The organism is Dietzia sp. DQ11-71 (assembly GCF_014144995.1).
Lineage (GTDB): Bacteria > Actinomycetota > Actinomycetes > Mycobacteriales > Mycobacteriaceae > Dietzia > Dietzia kunjamensis.
This window is the reverse complement of sequence record NZ_JAALDT010000155.1, coordinates 1-17,237: the sequence shown is the minus strand read 5'-3', so window position 1 is coordinate 17,237 and position 17,237 is coordinate 1. Positions and strand designations below refer to the sequence as shown.

The 17,237-nt window shown below is 70.8% G+C and carries 20 protein-coding genes and 1 tRNA gene; 13 read left to right on the top strand and 8 right to left on the bottom strand.

Annotated elements, in window-relative coordinates; translation table 11 throughout:
- Positions 1-85 precede the first annotated feature (85 nt).
- Positions 86-1,435: a nicotinate phosphoribosyltransferase gene (locus G6023_RS06400; RefSeq protein WP_283465273.1), complete on the bottom strand. Its 1,350-nt coding sequence runs from the start codon at positions 1,433-1,435 to the stop codon at positions 86-88.
- 53 nt (positions 1,436-1,488) lie between these two features.
- Here G6023_RS06400 and clpS point away from each other — a divergent pair, with 53 nt between their 5' ends.
- From clpS to G6023_RS06365, 7 genes are all read left to right on the top strand, one after another.
- Positions 1,489-1,833, top strand: a complete 345-nt coding sequence (gene clpS, locus G6023_RS06395; protein ID WP_096907308.1) for an ATP-dependent Clp protease adapter ClpS — start codon at positions 1,489-1,491, stop codon at positions 1,831-1,833.
- Positions 1,834-1,837: 4 nt separating this feature from the next.
- A complete protein-coding gene (locus tag G6023_RS06390; protein ID WP_182634538.1) occupies positions 1,838-2,458 on the top strand; it encodes a DUF2017 domain-containing protein in 621 nt (206 codons plus the stop codon).
- A 40-nt stretch (positions 2,459-2,498) separates the two neighbouring features.
- Positions 2,499-3,188 carry a rhomboid family intramembrane serine protease gene (locus G6023_RS06385; protein ID WP_120286377.1) on the top strand — a complete coding sequence of 230 codons (690 nt, stop codon included), beginning with the start codon at positions 2,499-2,501 and terminating at the stop codon, positions 3,186-3,188.
- Complete coding sequence (gene murI / locus G6023_RS06380) at positions 3,185-4,000, top strand: glutamate racemase (protein WP_120286392.1); 816 nt, start codon at positions 3,185-3,187, stop codon at positions 3,998-4,000. The genes G6023_RS06385 and murI overlap by 4 nt, the downstream gene beginning before the upstream one ends.
- Before the next feature lie 73 nt (positions 4,001-4,073).
- Positions 4,074-4,853: an MBL fold metallo-hydrolase gene (locus G6023_RS06375; RefSeq protein ID WP_132062086.1), complete on the top strand. Its 780-nt coding sequence runs from the start codon at positions 4,074-4,076 to the stop codon at positions 4,851-4,853.
- Between the two features lie 102 nt (positions 4,854-4,955).
- Positions 4,956-5,741 carry a ribonuclease PH gene (rph, locus tag G6023_RS06370; protein WP_132062084.1) on the top strand — a complete coding sequence of 262 codons (786 nt, stop codon included), beginning with the start codon at positions 4,956-4,958 and terminating at the stop codon, positions 5,739-5,741.
- 2 nt (positions 5,742-5,743) lie between these two features.
- A complete protein-coding gene (locus tag G6023_RS06365) occupies positions 5,744-6,361 on the top strand; it encodes a non-canonical purine NTP pyrophosphatase (RefSeq protein ID WP_132062082.1) in 618 nt (205 codons plus the stop codon).
- A 130-nt stretch (positions 6,362-6,491) separates the two neighbouring features.
- Here the strand turns inward: G6023_RS06365 and G6023_RS06360 are convergent, their stop codons facing one another.
- Positions 6,492-6,866, bottom strand: coding sequence for a DUF3817 domain-containing protein (locus G6023_RS06360; protein WP_069389765.1), 375 nt, complete (start codon positions 6,864-6,866; stop codon positions 6,492-6,494).
- The gene (locus tag G6023_RS06355; protein ID WP_182634536.1) at positions 6,863-7,456 is read right to left on the bottom strand and encodes a hypothetical protein; all 594 of its coding nucleotides are present in this window, start codon (positions 7,454-7,456) and stop codon (positions 6,863-6,865) included. The genes G6023_RS06360 and G6023_RS06355 overlap by 4 nt, the downstream gene beginning before the upstream one ends.
- 59 nt (positions 7,457-7,515) lie before the next feature.
- Between G6023_RS06355 and G6023_RS06350 the strand changes: the two genes are divergently transcribed.
- Both G6023_RS06350 and G6023_RS06345 read left to right on the top strand, forming a co-directional pair.
- Positions 7,516-7,597: transfer RNA gene (locus G6023_RS06350), tRNA-Leu, on the top strand.
- 31 nt (positions 7,598-7,628) lie between these two features.
- On the top strand, positions 7,629-8,186 hold the full coding sequence (locus G6023_RS06345) for a CAP domain-containing protein (protein WP_182634534.1): 558 nt from the start codon (positions 7,629-7,631) through the stop codon (positions 8,184-8,186).
- A 40-nt stretch (positions 8,187-8,226) separates the two neighbouring features.
- Here the strand turns inward: G6023_RS06345 and G6023_RS06340 are convergent, their stop codons facing one another.
- Positions 8,227-8,841, bottom strand: coding sequence for a serine O-acetyltransferase (locus G6023_RS06340; RefSeq protein ID WP_182634532.1), 615 nt, complete (start codon positions 8,839-8,841; stop codon positions 8,227-8,229).
- Between the two features lie 162 nt (positions 8,842-9,003).
- Between G6023_RS06340 and G6023_RS06335 the strand changes: the two genes are divergently transcribed.
- Positions 9,004-9,528, top strand: coding sequence for a DUF421 domain-containing protein (locus tag G6023_RS06335; protein ID WP_182634531.1), 525 nt, complete (start codon positions 9,004-9,006; stop codon positions 9,526-9,528).
- Between the two features lie 65 nt (positions 9,529-9,593).
- On the opposite strand, the gene G6023_RS06330 is transcribed toward G6023_RS06335, so the two are convergent.
- Positions 9,594-10,100 carry a gluconokinase gene (locus G6023_RS06330; RefSeq protein ID WP_253003349.1) on the bottom strand — a complete coding sequence of 169 codons (507 nt, stop codon included), beginning with the start codon at positions 10,098-10,100 and terminating at the stop codon, positions 9,594-9,596.
- Between the two features lie 14 nt (positions 10,101-10,114).
- The gene (locus G6023_RS06325; protein WP_182634529.1) at positions 10,115-10,990 is read right to left on the bottom strand and encodes a maleylpyruvate isomerase family mycothiol-dependent enzyme; all 876 of its coding nucleotides are present in this window, start codon (positions 10,988-10,990) and stop codon (positions 10,115-10,117) included.
- 45 nt (positions 10,991-11,035) lie between these two features.
- Between G6023_RS06325 and G6023_RS06320 the strand changes: the two genes are divergently transcribed.
- Entirely contained in the window at positions 11,036-12,421 is a 1,386-nt protein-coding gene (locus G6023_RS06320; protein ID WP_182634527.1) for a glucose-6-phosphate dehydrogenase, read from the top strand.
- Between the two features lie 54 nt (positions 12,422-12,475).
- On the opposite strand, the gene G6023_RS06315 is transcribed toward G6023_RS06320, so the two are convergent.
- Both G6023_RS06315 and G6023_RS06310 read right to left on the bottom strand, forming a co-directional pair.
- On the bottom strand, positions 12,476-12,622 hold the full coding sequence (locus G6023_RS06315) for a methionine/alanine import family NSS transporter small subunit (RefSeq protein WP_082924111.1): 147 nt from the start codon (positions 12,620-12,622) through the stop codon (positions 12,476-12,478).
- Positions 12,623-12,625: 3 nt separating this feature from the next.
- The gene (locus tag G6023_RS06310) at positions 12,626-14,260 is read right to left on the bottom strand and encodes a sodium-dependent transporter (protein WP_182634526.1); all 1,635 of its coding nucleotides are present in this window, start codon (positions 14,258-14,260) and stop codon (positions 12,626-12,628) included.
- 347 nt (positions 14,261-14,607) lie between these two features.
- Here G6023_RS06310 and G6023_RS06305 point away from each other — a divergent pair, with 347 nt between their 5' ends.
- Positions 14,608-15,000 carry a hypothetical protein gene (locus G6023_RS06305; RefSeq protein ID WP_241727723.1) on the top strand — a complete coding sequence of 131 codons (393 nt, stop codon included), beginning with the start codon at positions 14,608-14,610 and terminating at the stop codon, positions 14,998-15,000.
- 354 nt (positions 15,001-15,354) lie between these two features.
- Positions 15,355-17,237: fatty acid synthase subunit beta domain-containing protein (locus G6023_RS06300; RefSeq protein WP_182634524.1), on the top strand; the 1,883-nt coding region annotated here is incomplete at its 3' end.

The following is a 17,237-nucleotide window of genomic DNA, read 5'->3' as shown; positions in this document are numbered from 1 at the left end:
GGGGGGCAGACCCGGGCGGCTCGGGGGCAGACCCGGCCGGCTCGGGGCCCACCCGGGCGCGTCGGCGGTCGACCGATTGCTCCGCTCAGCGGGTGGCCGGGGGTATGACCCTCACGGGGATGGCGGGGTCGCCCTGACTCAGCGCGAGCCCCTCCCACGGCAGGGACACCATCACGGCGGCGTGGTGGGCGCGTGACTGTTCGAGGGTCGGGAGCCCGGGTACGGTCTCGCCGCCCCGGATCAGCGGGACCATGAGATCGCGCGTCTCGAGACCGGGCTCCCCGGGGGCGTCCCCGGACCACGGCAGCAGCACCTCCTCGACGGCGGTGCCCGAGCGGCGGTGGTGGCGGACCGCCCGCTTGGCGCCGGGCAGGGACTCCTTCTGGGCGGAGCGCTTGGCCACGGGGATCCCGTCGACCTCGACGAGTTTGTAGACCATGCCGGCGGTCGGGGCGCCCGAGCCGGTCACGAGCCGGGTTCCGACGCCGTATACGTCGACCGGCTCCGCGCGCAGAGCGGCGATCGCGTACTCGTCGAGGTCCCCGGAGACCACGATCCGGGTGTTGCGGGCGCCGAGGGCGTCCAGCTGACCGCGGACCTGGCGGGCGAGCACCCCCAGGTCCCCGGAGTCGATGCGGACGCCGCCGAGTCCGGGCCCGGCGACCTCGATCGCCGTCGCCACGCCCTTCGCGATGTCGTAGGTGTCCACAAGGAGGGTGGTGTCCACACCGAGGGTCTTCACCTGCGAGCGGAAGGCGGCCGCCTCGTCCGGACCCTCCGGGCCGGTGTGCAGCAGGGTGAACGAGTGGGCGGACGTCCCGGCGGACGGCACCCCGTGCCGACGCGTCGCCTCCACGTTGGAGGTGGAGGCGAACCCGGTGAGGTAGGCGGCCCGGGCCGCGGCGACCGCCGCCTCCTCGTGTGTGCGGCGGGACCCCATCTCGATGATGGGGCGGCCGTACGCCGCGGAGGTCATCCGCGCGGCGGCGGAGGCGATCGCGCTGTCGTGGTTGAGCACGGACAGGACCAGGGTCTCGAGTACGACGCACTCCGCGAACCCGCCCCGGATGCTCAGCACGGGCGAGCCGGGGAAGAACAGTTCGCCCTCCGCGTAGCCGTCGACGTCACCCGTGAAGCGGAAGTCGCGGAGCCAGTCGGTGGTCCGCTCGTCGAGCGAATCCGACAGCGCCTCGATCTCCTCGTCGTCGAACCGGAAGTCCGCCACGCGTTCGAGGAGCCGACCGGTGCCGCCGACCACCCCGTACCGACGGCCGGAGGGCAGGCGTCGGGCGAAGACCTCGAACACACACGGCCGGTCGGCGGTGCCGTCCGCCAGGGCCGCCCGGATCATGGTGAGCTCGTACTTGTCCGTGAGCAGGGCGGTGGACGGTCGCCCGGTGGGGGGCGTGACATGGGAGGGAGTCGGCGGGGTCACGGGGGCGACTCTACGGCGTGGCCTACCCGGCGGGAATCCGTATCCTGGGTTCCATGCACCCTGTGACGACACCGCTTGCGGCCGTCCGGAGCACCGCCCCGGTGATGGCGATGCCGTCGGCCGCGCCCGTGGAGTCCACGGACGCGGACCTCGACGGCGGGGTGGACAGCCCCTGGCTCACCGTGGTCTGGGACGACCCGGTGAACCTGATGAGTTACGTGACGTACGTGTTCCAGCGGGTGTTCGGCTACAGCAGGGAGAAGGCGCATGACCTGATGCTCAAGGTCCACAACGACGGTCGGGCGGTGGTGTCGTCCGGCAGCCGCGACAAGGTCGAGAACGACGTCCGCAAGCTGCAGGAGGCCGGACTGTGGGCCACGATGCAGCGGGAGGCGTGAGGCGGTGAAGGCGTGGCAGCGCAAGGCGTCCCTCGGTGGGGCGCGCATCAAGTCGGTCATGGAGAACCATGAGGTGCAGATCCTGCACGCCCTGGTCTCCAACGTGGTGGACATGCTCGAACAGCGCCGGGACTCCGCCCCGCGCGATGAGCTGGCCGAGATCACGGGGATGCGCAGTGGCCACTCGCAGGTGCCCGCCGAGGCGCCCCTGGCGCGGTTGTTGCCGGACTTCCACCGCCCTGAGGCGGCCGACCGTGCGGACGGGTCCGACACGGACGGTGCGGCCGTCGCGCGGGCCCACAACTCGGGCATGCGGATGATCCACGAGCCGGCGATCATCGACGCGAAACTCGGCTGCGCGGGCGTGGTGTTGCGTTCGTTGCCGTCGCGGGGCGGGACGGTGTCGCTGACCCTCGAGCAGGCGAATTCCTGGATGCGCTGCCTCAACGACGTGCGACTGGGGCTGGGCGCGGTCCTGCTGGAGGCGGGCTCGTCCGACGGGGTCGCCGCCACCGACATCCCCGAGTACGTGCCCGACGATGACCCCCGGTCCGCCCAGTTGGACGTGTACCACTGGCTGACCTTCATGCAGGACTCCCTGTGCACGGCCCTGGACGGGCTGTGAGACGACGGGCTGTGAGACGACGGGCAATGAGGAGAACATCGTGAACCGAGACCCCCGTTCGCCGTGGCCGGGTACCGGCGCCGGCCCGACCCGCCCGGTAGACCCGGGGCCGCGGCGCTGGCCGGCCCTGGTCCTGCTGTGGTCATTCGTCGCCCTGATGTGGGTGGTCGAGGCGGCGGACCAGGTGATCATCGCGGCGATCGGACCCCAGCAGACCCTCGACGGCTACGGGGTCCAGCCGCTGGCGACGGACGGGCTGCTCGGCATCGTGTTCCAGCCGTTGCTGCACGGGGACTGGGCGCACCTGATCGGCAACTCGATCGCCCTGCTCGTGCTGGGGTCGATCATCGCCCTGTCCGGGATCCGGCCGCTGGTCACCGTCACCCTCGTGTCGTGGCTGATCTCGGGAGTGGTGTCCTGGTTGCTCGGCGGCACCGGGACCGTCCACATCGGGGCCTCCGGGATCGTGTTCGGCTACATCTTCTACGTCATCGTCCGGGGCTTTTTCTCCCGGCGCATCCTGCACCTGGTGATCGGACTGGTCATCGGCTTCTACTACGGGCTCGAGGCGCTGGCGGGCCTGTCGCCGATGCTGGACGGAGTGTCCTGGCAGGGCCATCTCGGGGGCGCGATCGGCGGCGTGGCGTCGGCGTACGGCCTCAAGCGCGACCGGAAACCGCAGCAGCAGCTCGCCACCCAGCCGCGGTGGTCCGCCGGACCGCGGAGGTGACGCGCCCCGACCCGCAGGCTCCCATCGGGGTGTTCGACTCCGGCGCCGGCGGTCTGACGGTGGCCCGGGCGATCGTGGACCAGTTACCCGATGAGTCGGTGGTCTACGTAGGTGACACCGCCAACGGGCCGTACGGTCCGTTGCCGCTGGCCGAGGTCCGGGCGCACGCCCTCGCGGTGGCGGACCAACTCGTCGACCGCGGGGTCAAGGTGTTGGTGATCGCGTGCAACACGGCGTCGGCGGCGATGCTCCGCGACGCCCGCGAGCGCTACCCGGTACCGGTCGTGGAGGTCATCCAGCCGGCGGCCCGGCGCGCGGTGGCCACCACCCGGTCGGGCCGGATCGGGGTCATCGCCACCCGCGCGACGGTGGCGTCGCGGGCGTACGACGACGCGGTGGCTGCGGCCGCCGGGATCGAGCTGACGTCGGTGGCGTGTCCGAAGTTCGTCGAGTTCGTCGAGCGCGGTATCACCAGTGGCCGTCAGGTGCTCGGGTTGGCGGAGGCGTATCTCGCTCCGATCCGCGACGCCGACGTCGACACCCTGGTGCTGGGGTGCACCCATTACCCGTTGCTGTCCGGTGTGGTGCAGTTGGCGGCGGGGGACCACGTCACGCTGGTCTCGAGCGCGGAGGAGACCGCCAAGGACGTGCTGCGGGTACTCACCGCGCAGGACCTGTTGCGGCCGCACGACGCGGCCGAGCCGGCGACCCACGAGTACCTCGTCACCGGTGATCCCGACGCCTTCCGCCGGGTGGCGTCACGGTTCCTCGGCCCCGGTCTGGTGACCGTCGGGCGGGCGGTGGCGGACTGATGGACGGTGACACGCATCGCGGGCACAGCCGCGAACACCACGACACGCGGTGCGACGTGGCACGATGGTGCCCATGTTTCTGACTGTCCTCGGGTGCTCGGGAAGTATCGGTGGACCCACCTCGCCGGCGTCCGGGTATCTCGTGGAGGTCGACGGTCTCGCCCCCGTGGTAATCGACATGGGGCCCGGTGTCCTCGGCGCGCTGCAACGACACGTGGCCCCCGAGGACGCGACGGTCCTGCTGTCCCACCTCCACGCCGACCACTGCCTGGATGTCCCGAGTCTGTTGGTCCTGCGGCGCTTCGGCCCCGGTGCGAAGGGCGCGGGCCGCGTGCCGCTGGTCGGGCCGTCCGGGACGGCCTACCGGATCGGGGTGGCGTCGGCGGAGGAGCCGGGGACGGTCGACGACCTGTCGGACACGTTCGACGTGGCCACGTGGGACGTCGCGCCCGAGGTGGAGATGAGGGGCGACGACGACGAGGTGGCCCTCAGGGTGCGGGCCGACCGGGTGGAGCATCCTCCGGAGTCGTACGGAATGCGCCTGACCTCCCGTAGCGGCCGGGTCCTGGCGTACAGCGGGGACACCGCCTATTGCGATGCCCTGGTCGAGCTGGCGGTCGGCGCGGACGTCCTGCTCTGTGAGGCGTCCTGGACGCACGAGGAGGGACGCCCGCCGGGCATCCACATGTCGGGGGCGGAGGCGGGCCTGACCGCTCACCGCGCCGGCGTGGGTCGTCTCGTGCTGACCCACATCCCGCCGTGGGTGGACCGCGAGGCGGTCCGCGCGGAGGCGGCCGCCGAGTTCGGCGGGGAGATCCTGCTGGCGGAGCCGGATCTGCTGATCACCGTCTAGGAGGCGGGGTCGGCACCCCCCGGCCGCGTCCCTCCCCGCTACGGCCCCACCCACGCCGCCTGCCCCTCAGGCGCGGGCGTCCGGCGGCTAGGATCGGCGGTCGTGACCTCATCGAGCATCAGCAGAGCAGACGGACGCGGCGACGCCGACCTGCGTGACGTGACCATCACGCGGGGATTCACCTCGCACCCGGCGGGGTCGGTCCTCGTCACCTTCGGGCAGACCCGCGTCATGTGTACGGCCAGCGTCACCGAGGGCGTGCCGCGGTGGCGCAAGGGTTCGGGCCTGGGATGGCTGACGGCGGAGTACGCGATGCTGCCGGCCGCGACCCACGAGCGCTCGGGCCGGGAGTCGGTCCGCGGCAAGGTGGGCGGACGCACCCACGAGATCAGCCGTCTGGTGGGCCGCTCCCTGCGGGCCTGCATCGACCTGTCCGCGCTGGGGGAGAACACGATCGCGCTGGATTGCGACGTCCTGCAGGCCGACGGCGGGACACGGACCGCGGCGATCACCGGCGCGTACGTGGCCCTGGCGGACGCGATCACGTGGCTGCAGGCCAAGGGCGCGGTCACCGGCAACCCGCTCACCGGGGCGGTCGCCGCGGTGAGCGTCGGCGTCGTCGACGGCCGCGTCCTGTGCGACCTGCCCTATGAGGAGGATTCGCGGGCCGAGGTGGACATGAACGTGGTGTGCACCGACGGAGGCAAGCTCATCGAGGTCCAGGGGACCGCCGAGGGCGCGGCGTTCGGCCGCGACCTGCTGGACGCGATGCTCGACTCGGCGCAGGCCGGCTGCGAGCGACTTTTCGAGATACAGCGCGAAGCCCTCGCGGCGCCGTACCCGGGCGAGTTGCCCTCGCCGCCGGCCGCACGGAACCGGGGGCGGTAGTCGTGACCGTTCGCCTGGTGGTCGCGAGCCGTAATGCCAAGAAGCTGGCCGAGCTGCGCCGGGTGCTGGAGTCGGCGGGGATCGTCGGCATCGAGCCGGTGGGACTGGACGAGGTGCCGGAGTACCCGGAGGAGCCCGAGAACGGCGCCACCTTTGCGGACAACGCGCTGATCAAAGCCCGGTCCGGTGCGCTGGCGACCGGCCTGCCGTGCCTGGCGGACGACTCGGGACTGGCGGTGGACGCCCTGAACGGGATGCCCGGGGTGCTCTCGGCGCGCTGGTCCGGACGGCACGGCGACGACGCCGCCAACAACGAACTCCTGCTCGCGCAGTTGTCCGACGTCCCGGACGAGCGCCGGGGGGCGGCGTTCGTCTCGGCGTGCGCGCTGGTCGGACCGGGCGTGCCCGGCGAGGTCGTCGAGGAGGGTCGCTGGCCGGGGCGCGTGCTGCGGGAGTCGCGCGGGGAGGGCGGGTTCGGGTACGACCCGCTGTTCCTGCCCGAAGGGTCGGATCGTGCGGCAGCCGAGCTCAGCCCGCAGGAGAAGGACGCGGACTCACACCGCGGCCGTGCCCTGCGCGCCCTCGTTCCGGCCCTGCGCGTGCTCGCCGAGCGCGGCTGACAGCACCGCGGCCTGACAGCACCGCGGCTGACAGCACCGCGGCTGACAGCACCCCGACGAGAAGGACGTTCCGCACACGTCGCCCGAGAGGCGAGGGTGCGGAACGTCCTTGTCGATGACGGGGGGTGGGTCAGACCGCGTACTCGGTGCGCACGTCGCGGGTCCGCCTGTGCTCGAACCAGAACGACAGGAACGGGATCGTCCCCGCCAGCGCGGTGAGCAGGGTCCGAGACGCGGGCCAGCGGGCCTTGATCGCCAGGTCGAGCGTCATGAAGAGGTACAGGATGTAGAACACACCGTGGGCCTGACCGATGTAGGTGAACCAGTCCGGGGCGTCGGACGAGTTCTCCAAGATCAGGTACTTGTAGATCATCTCCACGGTGAGCACGAGCAACCACACGCCGGTGATCCAGGCCAGGACCCGATAGCGCTTGAGCGCGCCGGCGATCCTGCCCCCCGGATCGGGCTTGCGGTTGTCGGTCTGCTGGGTGGCTGCGGCGGTCATGAAGCAGGCTTCTCCTGATGGGTGCCGTCGGCCCGGTCTTTCCGGGCGAGTTCGGCGAGATAAGAGTTGTAGGCGTCCAGGCCCTCGTCCCGGACCGCTTCGTCACGGGCGGGTCGACGCGTCGGCAGCAGGTCCGAGGGGATCTCCGTCATGACGGGGCCGCGGCGCCGGCCGGTTCGGTTCTTCCCGGTGATCGCAGTGACTCCGGAGGGCCGGCCGACCTCGTCGTCGTCGTCGCCGTCGTCGCCGCCGCCGTCGTCTTCCGCGTCGCCCCCCGCGCGGTGCCCACCGTCGACGCCGTCCGCGGCGGCGATCCGGTCACCCTCGTCGGCCTCCATGCGCACGTACTTCAGGTACGCGTAGACGAGGAACCCGGCGAGGAACGGCCACATGAACGTGTACCCGAGGTTCTGCGCGGTCCCGGTGGCCTCCTGGTAGCGGGCGAGCTGCCACAGCCCCATGCCCATGCAGAAGATCGCCCCCAGGACGACGAACGCGATCCACGCCGGGCGGTGCTTGACCCTGGTCCGCGCCGGGTCGCCGGAAGCCGTGGCACTTCCGGTCGCGTGGGAGCCAAGGGTGTCGGACACGCCTCCACGGTACCGCTGACCACACGGTAAACTCATCTCGCCCGGTATCCCCGGGTGACGCGCCCGTGGCGGAATTGGCAGACGCGCTGGATTTAGGTTCCAGTGTCTACGGACGTGGGAGTTCAAGTCTCCCCGGGCGCACTGGTCTTTCCACTCGGATCGGGTGATCAGGATGAGTAGCCGGACAGCCGCGAGAGCAGCGGCCGCGTCGCTGATCCTGGTGGGCTGGACGGTGGTGAGCGGTTGCGCCGAGTTGGATACTGCGGTGAACGGGCAGCTCTCGTCGGTGGCCCCGGAGGGTCGGACTGCGGTCGAGCCCCCGGCGGATCCGTCCCCGGTAGAAGCGGAGACGAACGTACAGCGGAGCGAGAACGGCCTTCCGCCCCTGGACGCCAGCGAGAGGCTCCGCGACAGTGCCTGCGCGAAAGCGGACGACATGATCGCGAGGGACTACTGGGGGTACACCGCGCCCGATGGCAGCGGCGGCCCGTCCACGTTCATCCGGCAGGCCGGTGTCGACTACTCCAGGGCTGCCGAGAACCTGTTCTATTCGTCCACGGGCGGTCCGGATCCGGTCGCCAACTGGATGCAGAGCCCGGGCCACAGGGAGAACATCCTCGACCCGGACCTCACCCGCGTGGGTGTCTGCCTGCGGACGGCCGCGTACCAGGGCCTCCCGGAGGCTCATCTCTACGTCCAGCACTTCGCCACTCCGATGTCGGAGAGGTAGAGGGCCACCTCCGACGGTGACCGGCTCAACCGGGCAGTGATCACTCCCCGGTCAGGGTGACCCCGACGTCGGCACGGTTCTCGACGTCAGGCGGCACGTCGGTGCGCACAACCTCCGCTGGATTGCCCGCCACCATCGTTGCCGGTGGTACGTCCTTGGTGACGACAGCCCCCGCGGCGATCCGGGCACCGCGTCCGACGGTGAGCCCGCCGACCACCACGGCGTGCGGTCCGATCCACACATCATCCTCGATGACCGGATACCCGGTCGTGCGCGTGCCGTCAACGGCGATACGATCTCCCTGACCGATCGTGACGCCATGGAAGAACGAGACGTTCGTCCCCACCACGGCCCCCGGATTGAGCACCGCCGACCACCCGTGGAACAGCCGGAACCCCGCCCCGATCCGCGTTCGCCACGGTAGATCGACACCGGCTGAGGCGCTGGCCATGCGGTGCAGGACCACTGCAACCGGAAGCAACAGCGTCCCGGCGGCCTTGCGCGCCGCCAAGGCCTGGCAGATCCGCAACGTGAGCACCACCCGGAACGTGCGTTCGAGCACCACAGCGCGCAGTAGCAACAACGCCGAGTGCCGACCGAAGTGACGTGTCAGATCACATCGCACGAGTGCACTGAAGGGTGGCACGGCATCCATTGCGCCTCCTGGGACGAATCACCGCAACAGGTCGCCCCGGATCGACAGAGGCAACGGACTTGCGTCGAAGTATCAGCCATTCCTCACAGTGTGGGCGCTTGTGTGCTCGTGCGTACGGAATTCGAGCGGATACCCGTACTGCGCCGGCGGTACGGTCCGGGCATGTGGTTCGACAACTGGTCCGACATCCTCCGGATACTCCTCGTGGGCACCGCGGCGTACGTCTTCCTCGTGGTGGCGATCCGGGCGTTCGGCAAGCGCACCCTCGCGCAGCTCAACGCCTTCGACTTCATCGTCACCGTCGCGCTGGGTTCGACGCTGGCGACCATCATCCTCAGCTCCGACGTGTCGTGGGCCGAGGGCGCGGTCGCCCTGGCGCTGCTCGTCCTCCTGCAGTACGTCGTCTCCCAGTTGAGGCGACTGCCGGGCGGGCGTAAGGCCCTCACCGCACAGCCGACTCTGCTCGTCCGCGACGGGGTCATCCTCGACGACCAGCTGGCGCGGCACCGGCTCACGCACGCCGACATCCGCCAGACCCTCCGCTCCTCGGGTATCGGGGACCTCGGCGAGGTCGCCGCCGTCATCCTGGAGAGCGACGGGAGCAGGAGCGTCATCACCGGTTCGCAGCTGGGCAACGGCTCCGTTCTCGACGACGTCCCGGGGTGGCCGCGACGCGACGCGGACTGACCCGCCGGCGAGGGGGCGCGGACTGACCCGTTGGCGGGGTGCGTCAGAGGGCGGCGAGAACAGGGTCAGAGAGCGGCGAGGACCTCGTCCGCGATCTCGGACACCGGCAGCGTGATCGGGCAGACGATCCCGGTCTCGTCGGCCTCGAGCGGCTCCACGGTGCTCAGCTGGGACTCGAGGATTCGCTGGGACGCGAAGTGCCCCCGGCGGGCGGCGAGTCGGGCCGCGATGAGCTCGGGGTCGGTGCCGAGTTCGACGAAGAACACCGGGCGCTCCACCTGCCGCAGGATGTCGCGATAGGCACGTCGCAGCGCCGAACACGCGACGACGAGCCCCGTGCCGCTGCCCATCGTCCGATCGCGTTCCCGCATGCCGGCCCGGACCGCGGCCAACCACGGCCGGCGATCATCGTCGGTCAGGGGCTCACCGGCGCTCAGCTTCCGGCGGTTGGCGGGCGGATGCACGTCATCGGCGTCGAGGAACGGCGCACCGAGGCGTTCGGCGATCACACGGGCGACCGTCGACTTCCCGGCGCCCGAGACGCCCATGACGACGATGTGAGGTCCGGACACGGGCGACGACGGCGTCAGATGGTGAAGGCCAGCGACCCGAGGATCGTCCGGCCCAAATCCTCGTCGCCACTGATCTCCACGCCGCTGCCCGGCTCGGCGACGATCCGGCCGGTCGCCGCGCGGACGAAGGTCGGGGTGTCGAAGACCAGTTCCACGGTGGGCCGCGCGGTGTCGTCGACGTCGGCGAGGGCTGCGCGTCCGTCCACGACGACATCGGTGGCCAGCGGCAGATCGGTGCCCGCCTCACCCGTGACGCGGAACCGGACCCGGGAGCCGTCCGGCGCGGCGGCCTTCTTGCCGACGATGCGGGGCAGGGCAGTCACGATCTCCCCGACCGCGAACCGGCCGATGTCGCCGCCGAGGTGATGCTGCATCCCGATGGCCTGCCGGATGTCGTCCTCGTGGATCCAGCAGTCGAAGACCCGCACGCCCATGAAGCGGCGGAACGGAACGCGGCCGACGGGGGAGTCGGTCTCGGCCTCGAGGTCTGCGGCGCTCATCTCGGAGAGCTGCTCCGTGCGCTCGGCGACGACGTCGCGGAAGTCCTCGAACGCGTCCTCGACAGCCAGCGGGCGCGCCTCCTGTACGAACTTCTCGTTGAGCTCCGCGATCGGGTTGAGCACGTACTCGCGGGCGGAGGCGGGCAACTCGATGTCCGGGACCGTCTCACCGGCGAGCATGTGCTCGGTGCCCGCCACGTGTGCCACGACATCTCGGACGGTCCACCCCGGCAGAGGGGTCGGCGCGATCCAGTCGTCTCTCTTGAGCCCGGCGAGCAGTTCGTCGAGGCGCTTCCACTGCTGGATGAGGTGACGGATCTCCTCGGGGGCCTGCCCGGCAGGCTCGGCGGCGGGGGCGTCGGTCGTGACATCGGGGCTGTTGGTGTCCATGGTCACACGCTACTGCGGCGCCGCCCCGCGGGTAGCGTCTGCGGCATGTCGCCGACCACGACCGACCGTCCCACCCTCGCGATCCTGGGAGCCGGTGGCGACCTCACCGAGCGACTCCTGCTCCCCGGGTTGGGGACCCTGCTCGCCACGGATCCCGACCGTGACGTCACCGTCATCGGCTCCGGGCGTTCCGGGATGGACGACGGTGACTGGCGCGACCTCGTCCGCGGTGCGTTGCGCGCCGGAGACCGCTCCCCGGAGCAGGTCGACGGGATCGTGGACTCGACCCGGTTCGTCGAACTGGACGTGACGGACGCCGAGGCCTTCTCCGACTTCATCGACGGGCTGGACGGACCGGTGGTGCTGTACTTCGCCCTCCCACCGGCCGTCACGGCCGCAGCGTGTGAGGGCCTGCGCGGGCGCCCACTGCGCGACGACGTGCGGTTCGCGCTGGAGAAGCCGTTCGGCGACGACCTCGCCTCGGCGCGCAGGGTGAACGCACTGCTCACCGACCTCGTGCCCGAGGACCGCGTGTACCGGGTCGACCACTTCCTCGGGGAGGCGACCGTGCTCAACATCCTCGGCATGCGGTTCGCCAATCGCATCATGGAGCCGGTGTGGACCGCGGAACACGTGGAGCGCATCGACGTGGTCGCGGACGAGACGCTCGCCCTCGAGGGCCGCGCCGGGTACTACGACTCCGCGGGCGCGCTCGTCGACATGCTCCAGTCCCACCTGCTGCTGGTGATGGCGCTGGCGACGATGGATGCACCCGCGCGCCTCGACGCCACCGAACTCCACGACCGCATCGTCACCACGCTGCGTGCGACGCGCGTGTGGGATGGCGATCCGCTCGTCTCCTCGCGCCGGGGCCGCTACACCGCCGGGCGGGCGGGTGGCAGGGACGTGGTGTCCTACGCGGATGAGGACGGCGTCGACCCGGCTCGGGGGACCGAGACGTTCGCCGAGGTCGTCCTGGAGATACGGAACCAGCGGTGGGCCGGGGTGCCGGTGTTCCTGCGGTCGGGCAAGGCGCTGGGCGAGGATTCGATGCGGGTGACGGTGGCGTTCCGGCCGCCGCGCCACGTGCCCGGGGCGTTCTCGGGGGGTGTTCCGCCGACCCGGCTGACGATCGGGATCGCGCCCGACCGGGTGTCCCTCGACCTGGCGACGAACGCGGCCGACGACCGGTTCACGCTCGAGAGCACCCGCCTGTCCGCTGACCTGGGGGACAGCGAGCTGCTGCCGTACGGGGAGGTCCTCGGACGCATCCTCGACGGCGACCGACTGCTGACGGTCCGCGGTGACGTGGCCGAGGAGTGCTGGCGGATCCTCACTCCGGTGATCGAGGCGTGGGAGGCCGGCGGGGTCCCGCTCGAGGAGTACGAGGCGGGTTCCGACGGCCCGGCGGTGGGCGACCGCCGGGAATGACCCGGCCCCGGGTCCGTGGGCGGAACCGGGGCCGGGAGCTGCGGTTGGGCGGGGTCAGCCCCTGCCGCGTTCCGCCGCTTCTCGGACGGCACCCTCGTCGACCCCGTCGGGGTGGCTCACGTAGTGGACGATGCTGGCGACGAGTCCGCCCCAGATCACGAGCAGGAACAGGACCATCATGATGATCGCGGGAGCATCCATTGCTCAGGCCTCCTTGGTCTTGCGGGGGGACGCCGTCGCACCGGACGGGCGGTCGGCGGCGGGAGGGGTGAGGCCCTCCTCGTAGGCGAAGTCGCTCGGATCGTCGTCGACCGTCGGGGGGCCGTCGAGCTGACGGGACCCGCGCCACGGCAGGAGGGACAGGACCACCGACAGCACGAGGATCGTGGCGATCATGCCCCAACCCCAGACGCCGAGGACGGATGCCTCGTACCCCTCGTACGGTTCGGAGATCAGGGTCATGATCTCGCGGATGAGGGAGTAGCCGAGCACGAGCGGCGTGATGACGGCCAGGCACACGATCCAGAACGTGCCCACCCTCCACGAGGACACCGAGTTGAGGTGATCGCGCAACTGCGGGGCGAGGCGCATGCCGAAGATCACCACGACCAACGCGATGAGCGAGATGCCGACGATGCCCAGACTGTTGACGAACTTGTCGAGGATGTCGAGATTCTGCAGGCCGGTCTCTGTGGGCATGAGAAGCAGGGAGATGGCGGCCATCGGGACACCCACCGCCAGCGTGGCCGCGGTGCGCGAGGACCCGATCTTGTCCTGGAAGGACGAGATGACCACCTCGGTGATGGAGATCAGGGACGTGAGGCCCGCCAGGATGAGGCAGACGAAGAATACGACGCCCCAGATCGGCCCGCCCGGCATCTGCGAGATGAGGGCGGGGAAGGCGATGAACGCCAGGCCCGGGCCGCCCCCGACATCGTCCCAGCCGGCTCCCGCCGACGTGGTCACCAGGAAGCCGAGGGTGGCGAAGACGCCGATGCCCGCGAGGACCTCGAACGCCGAGTTGGAGAAGCCCACGACCAGACCGGAGCTGGTGAGGTTGGTCTTGCGCTTGAGGTAGGACGAGTAGGTCAGCATGATGCCGAAGCCGACCGACAGGGAGAAGAAGATCTGACCGTAGGCGGCGATCCACACGGACGGCTCCGTGAGGACGCCCCAGTCGGGCGTGAAGAAGTTGTTGAGACCCTCGAGCGCGCCGTCGAGGAAGAGGGAGCGGACCACCAGGGCCGCGAACAGAGCGACCAGGAGCGGGACGAAGAACATCGCGGTTCGTCCGATGCCCTTCTGCACGCCGGCGAGGAGGACGCCGAGGGTGACGATCCAGACCACCGCGAGGACGATGGCGATGCCCGGCACGAAATCGATGCCGAACCCACTGCCCGCGCGGAGGAAGTCCTCGGCGAAGAAGGTCGCGGACTCCTCGTAGGTCGAGCCCCACCGCTCATCGACGGAGAACCAGGCGTAGCTGGCGGCCCAGGCGATGATGACCGCGTAGTAGACCGCGATGACGAAGGAGACCAGGACCTGGATCCACCCGATGGGTTCGGCGAACCGGTTCATCCGCCGGAAGCTCAACGGGGCGGACCCGCGGAAGCGGTGACCGATGGCGTAGTCGAAGAACAACAGGGGGAGACCCGCGGTGAGAAGTGCCACCAGGTAGGGCAGCAGGAAGGCGCCGCCACCGTTGTCGTAGGCGACGAACGGGAAGCGCCAGATGTTGCCCAGGCCGATGGCGGAGCCGATGGCGGCGAAGACGAAGACGGAGCGACGGGAGAACGTCTCCCGCGGCTTCACCCCTCTTCGGGTGGTTGGTCGTGTCATGGGACGACTCCTTGTCGACGGGCGGGCCCGCGGGCCCGCGCGGTCCTGTCATGGGACGGTGCGTGCGTCCCCGGCGTGTACCAACTTCTAGCCCGGCCGTTGCGTGTTGGTGACCGGATCGACGCAATCGCTGCATCGAGATGTGTGACTCGTGGGAATACGGTAAGCCCATGAGGACCGATATCGGCACACGAAGCGCGGAAAATCGCACGTCTGCATTCCGCGCGGTGGCGTCGGCGGTCGTCGCCGGTGTCCTCGCGGTGGGGGCGGTGAATCCGGCGATCGCCTCCGCTCCGAGCCCGACAGGCCCGGCCGGCTCACCGGCCCCCGTTGCGGCGCAGGATCCCGTGGTGGCGCCGGTCCCGGTGCCGGCCGACCTCGTGGAGGAGACGGGGTCGTGGTTCGCGCACGGATACACCCTGGATCTTCGCGCGGACGGGACGGGAACCTTCGCGGTGTGGGTCGGGGCCTTCGACGGGACCCGGATCGACGTGAGCCTCATCCCCGCTCCGGGGCCCGCCACCGTCGCAGAAGTGGTGGGTGTCGAGACGGTCGGCGCCGGCGCCCTGGGGCCGGACGGGACACCGGGCATCGGGGGACTGGTGACCATCGCCTTCGGCGCTCCGGTGCGGACGGCGCATGTCGAGTGGACGTCGGGGCCGCGACGCCTCTCCGCCGATCTGTGTCCCACGGAAGGCCTCGACGCGGTCGCCATGGCGATCCTGCGCTGCGGCGCCTGACGCAGACGGGCCCGGGTCCGGCCCGCGACACGATGCGGGCGCGGTCGCGGCACGCTGCGGGGGTGTCCGCGACACGCCGTGGGGGGTCGGAGAACGCCTGAGAACGAGATAACGATCGGATAACGAGGTCGTTGAGAAACCTGAGGCGTCCCTCACCTGTCGATATGAGGTTCGCATCATGTCTTTATGTGGTGCGGATCACTTGGCGCGCGGCGAAAGGGGCCCCTGTTTCGGTCGCGCGTACCCCCTCAAGCTGAGGGACCCCTCAAGTTCGTGTGGCAATCTGTGTCCTGCGCCGTAACCGCTGGCCGGCCGACGCGATGTCCCTGACGCAGTGCCCAAGGAGTTCCCCACGTGACGATCGATGACCGCGACCTCACCCCCCGCCCGCTCGAGACCGGCTTCGCCGCCCGCCGCGGCGCCCCCGCTCTCGCAGACGAGCTCCGTGAGGGCACGGCCTATGCGCTCGCCTTCGGTGGACAGGGCATCGCCTGGCGCGACGCGCTGAGCGACCTCATCGACGGCACGGGTATCGGACCGGAGCTCCAGGACCTCGTCGACGCCTCCGTCGCGTTGACCGAGCCCGTCCACGACGAGATCGCCGTCGTCCGCACGCACGGCTTCCGGCCCATCGAGTGGGCCAACACCACCACCGGTGAGGACGAGGACGGCGCGGACCTGCCCGACGACGCCTCCCTCTCGGCTGCCGCGGTCTCGCTGCCCGCGGTGCTGCTCACGCAGATGGGTGCCCTGCGGGCTCTCGCCGCCGAGGGCTTCGACGTCAATGACACGACCCCCGCGGCCGTGGTCGGCCACTCCCAGGGCATCCTCGCCGTCGAGTCGGTGGAGACCTTCGGGTCCATCGACGACCGGCTGCTGGCCGTCGCCGAGCTCATCGGCGCCGCCGCCACCCTGGTCGGACGGCGCGTCGGTCTGTTCCGCCGCGGCGAGGCGAGCCCCATGGTGGGAGTGTCGGGGATCGACGGCGAGGACCTGCGCACGCTGGTCGACGAGCTGTTCGCCGGCGTCGACGCCACGATCCGCCCCACCGTCTCCATCCGCAACGCGCAGCGCCGTCACGTCGTGGTCGGTCGACCGGACGATCTCGAGGAGCTGCGTCGCCACTGCGCCGACCTCGAGGCCGAGTCGCGTCGTCGCCGAGAGGCCAAGCTCACCGGCGGCGAGATCTTCGCCCCCGTCTTCGACCCGCTCGACGTCGAGGTCGGGTTCCACCACCCCGCGATGGCCCCGGCCGTCGACGTCGTCTCCCGCTGGGCGAAGCGCTGTGGCCTGGACGCCGACCGCGCCGCCCACCTCGCCCGCCAGGTCTTCGCCGAGCCGGTCGACTGGGTGGAGGAGATGGCCGAGACCCTGCACGCCGGGGCCCAGTGGATCCTCGACATGGGCCCGGGCGAGGCGCTGACCCGCCTCAACCGCTCCGTGATCCGCGGCCAGGGCGTCGGCGTGGTCGCCGCCGCCACCCGCGGCGGCCTGCGCAACCTGTTCACCCCGGGTGCGACCCCGCCGATCGAGCGGCCGTGGACCGCGTTCCAGCCGCAGTTGGTCACCCTGCCCGACGGCAGCGTCCACGTGGAGACCTCCTTCACCCGCCTCACCGGCTGCTCGCCGATCCTCCTCGCCGGAATGACGCCGACCACCGTGGATCCCGCGATCGTCGCCGCCGCGGCCAACGCGGGCCACTGGGCCGAGCTCGCCGGCGGCGGCCAGGTCACCGAGGCGATCTTCGCCGAGAACACCCAGCGCCTCACCGAGCTCCTCGAGCCCGGTCGCAGCGCCCAGTTCAACTCGCTGTTCCTCGACCCCTACCTGTGGAAGCTGCAGGTCGGAGGCAAGCGTCTCGTCCAGCGTGCCCGCGCCGCGGGAGTGCCCTTCGACGGTGTGATCGTCACCGCCGGCATCCCCGAGCTCGACGAGTCGGTCGCCCTCATCGAGGAGCTCACCGAGGCCGGCCTGCGGCACGTGAGCTTCAAACCGGGCACCGTCGCCCAGATCCGCCAGGTCGTGCGCATCGCCGCCGAGGTCCCCCACATGCCGGTGATCGTCCAGGTCGAGGGCGGCCGCGCCGGCGGTCACCACTCGTGGGAGGACCTCGACGCCCTCCTGTTGGCCACCTACGCCATGCTGCGCGAGCGGCCCAACGTCGTCCTCTGCGTCGGCGGCGGCATCGGCACCCCCGAGCGGGCGGCCGACTACCTGACGGGGTCCTGGGCCAACTC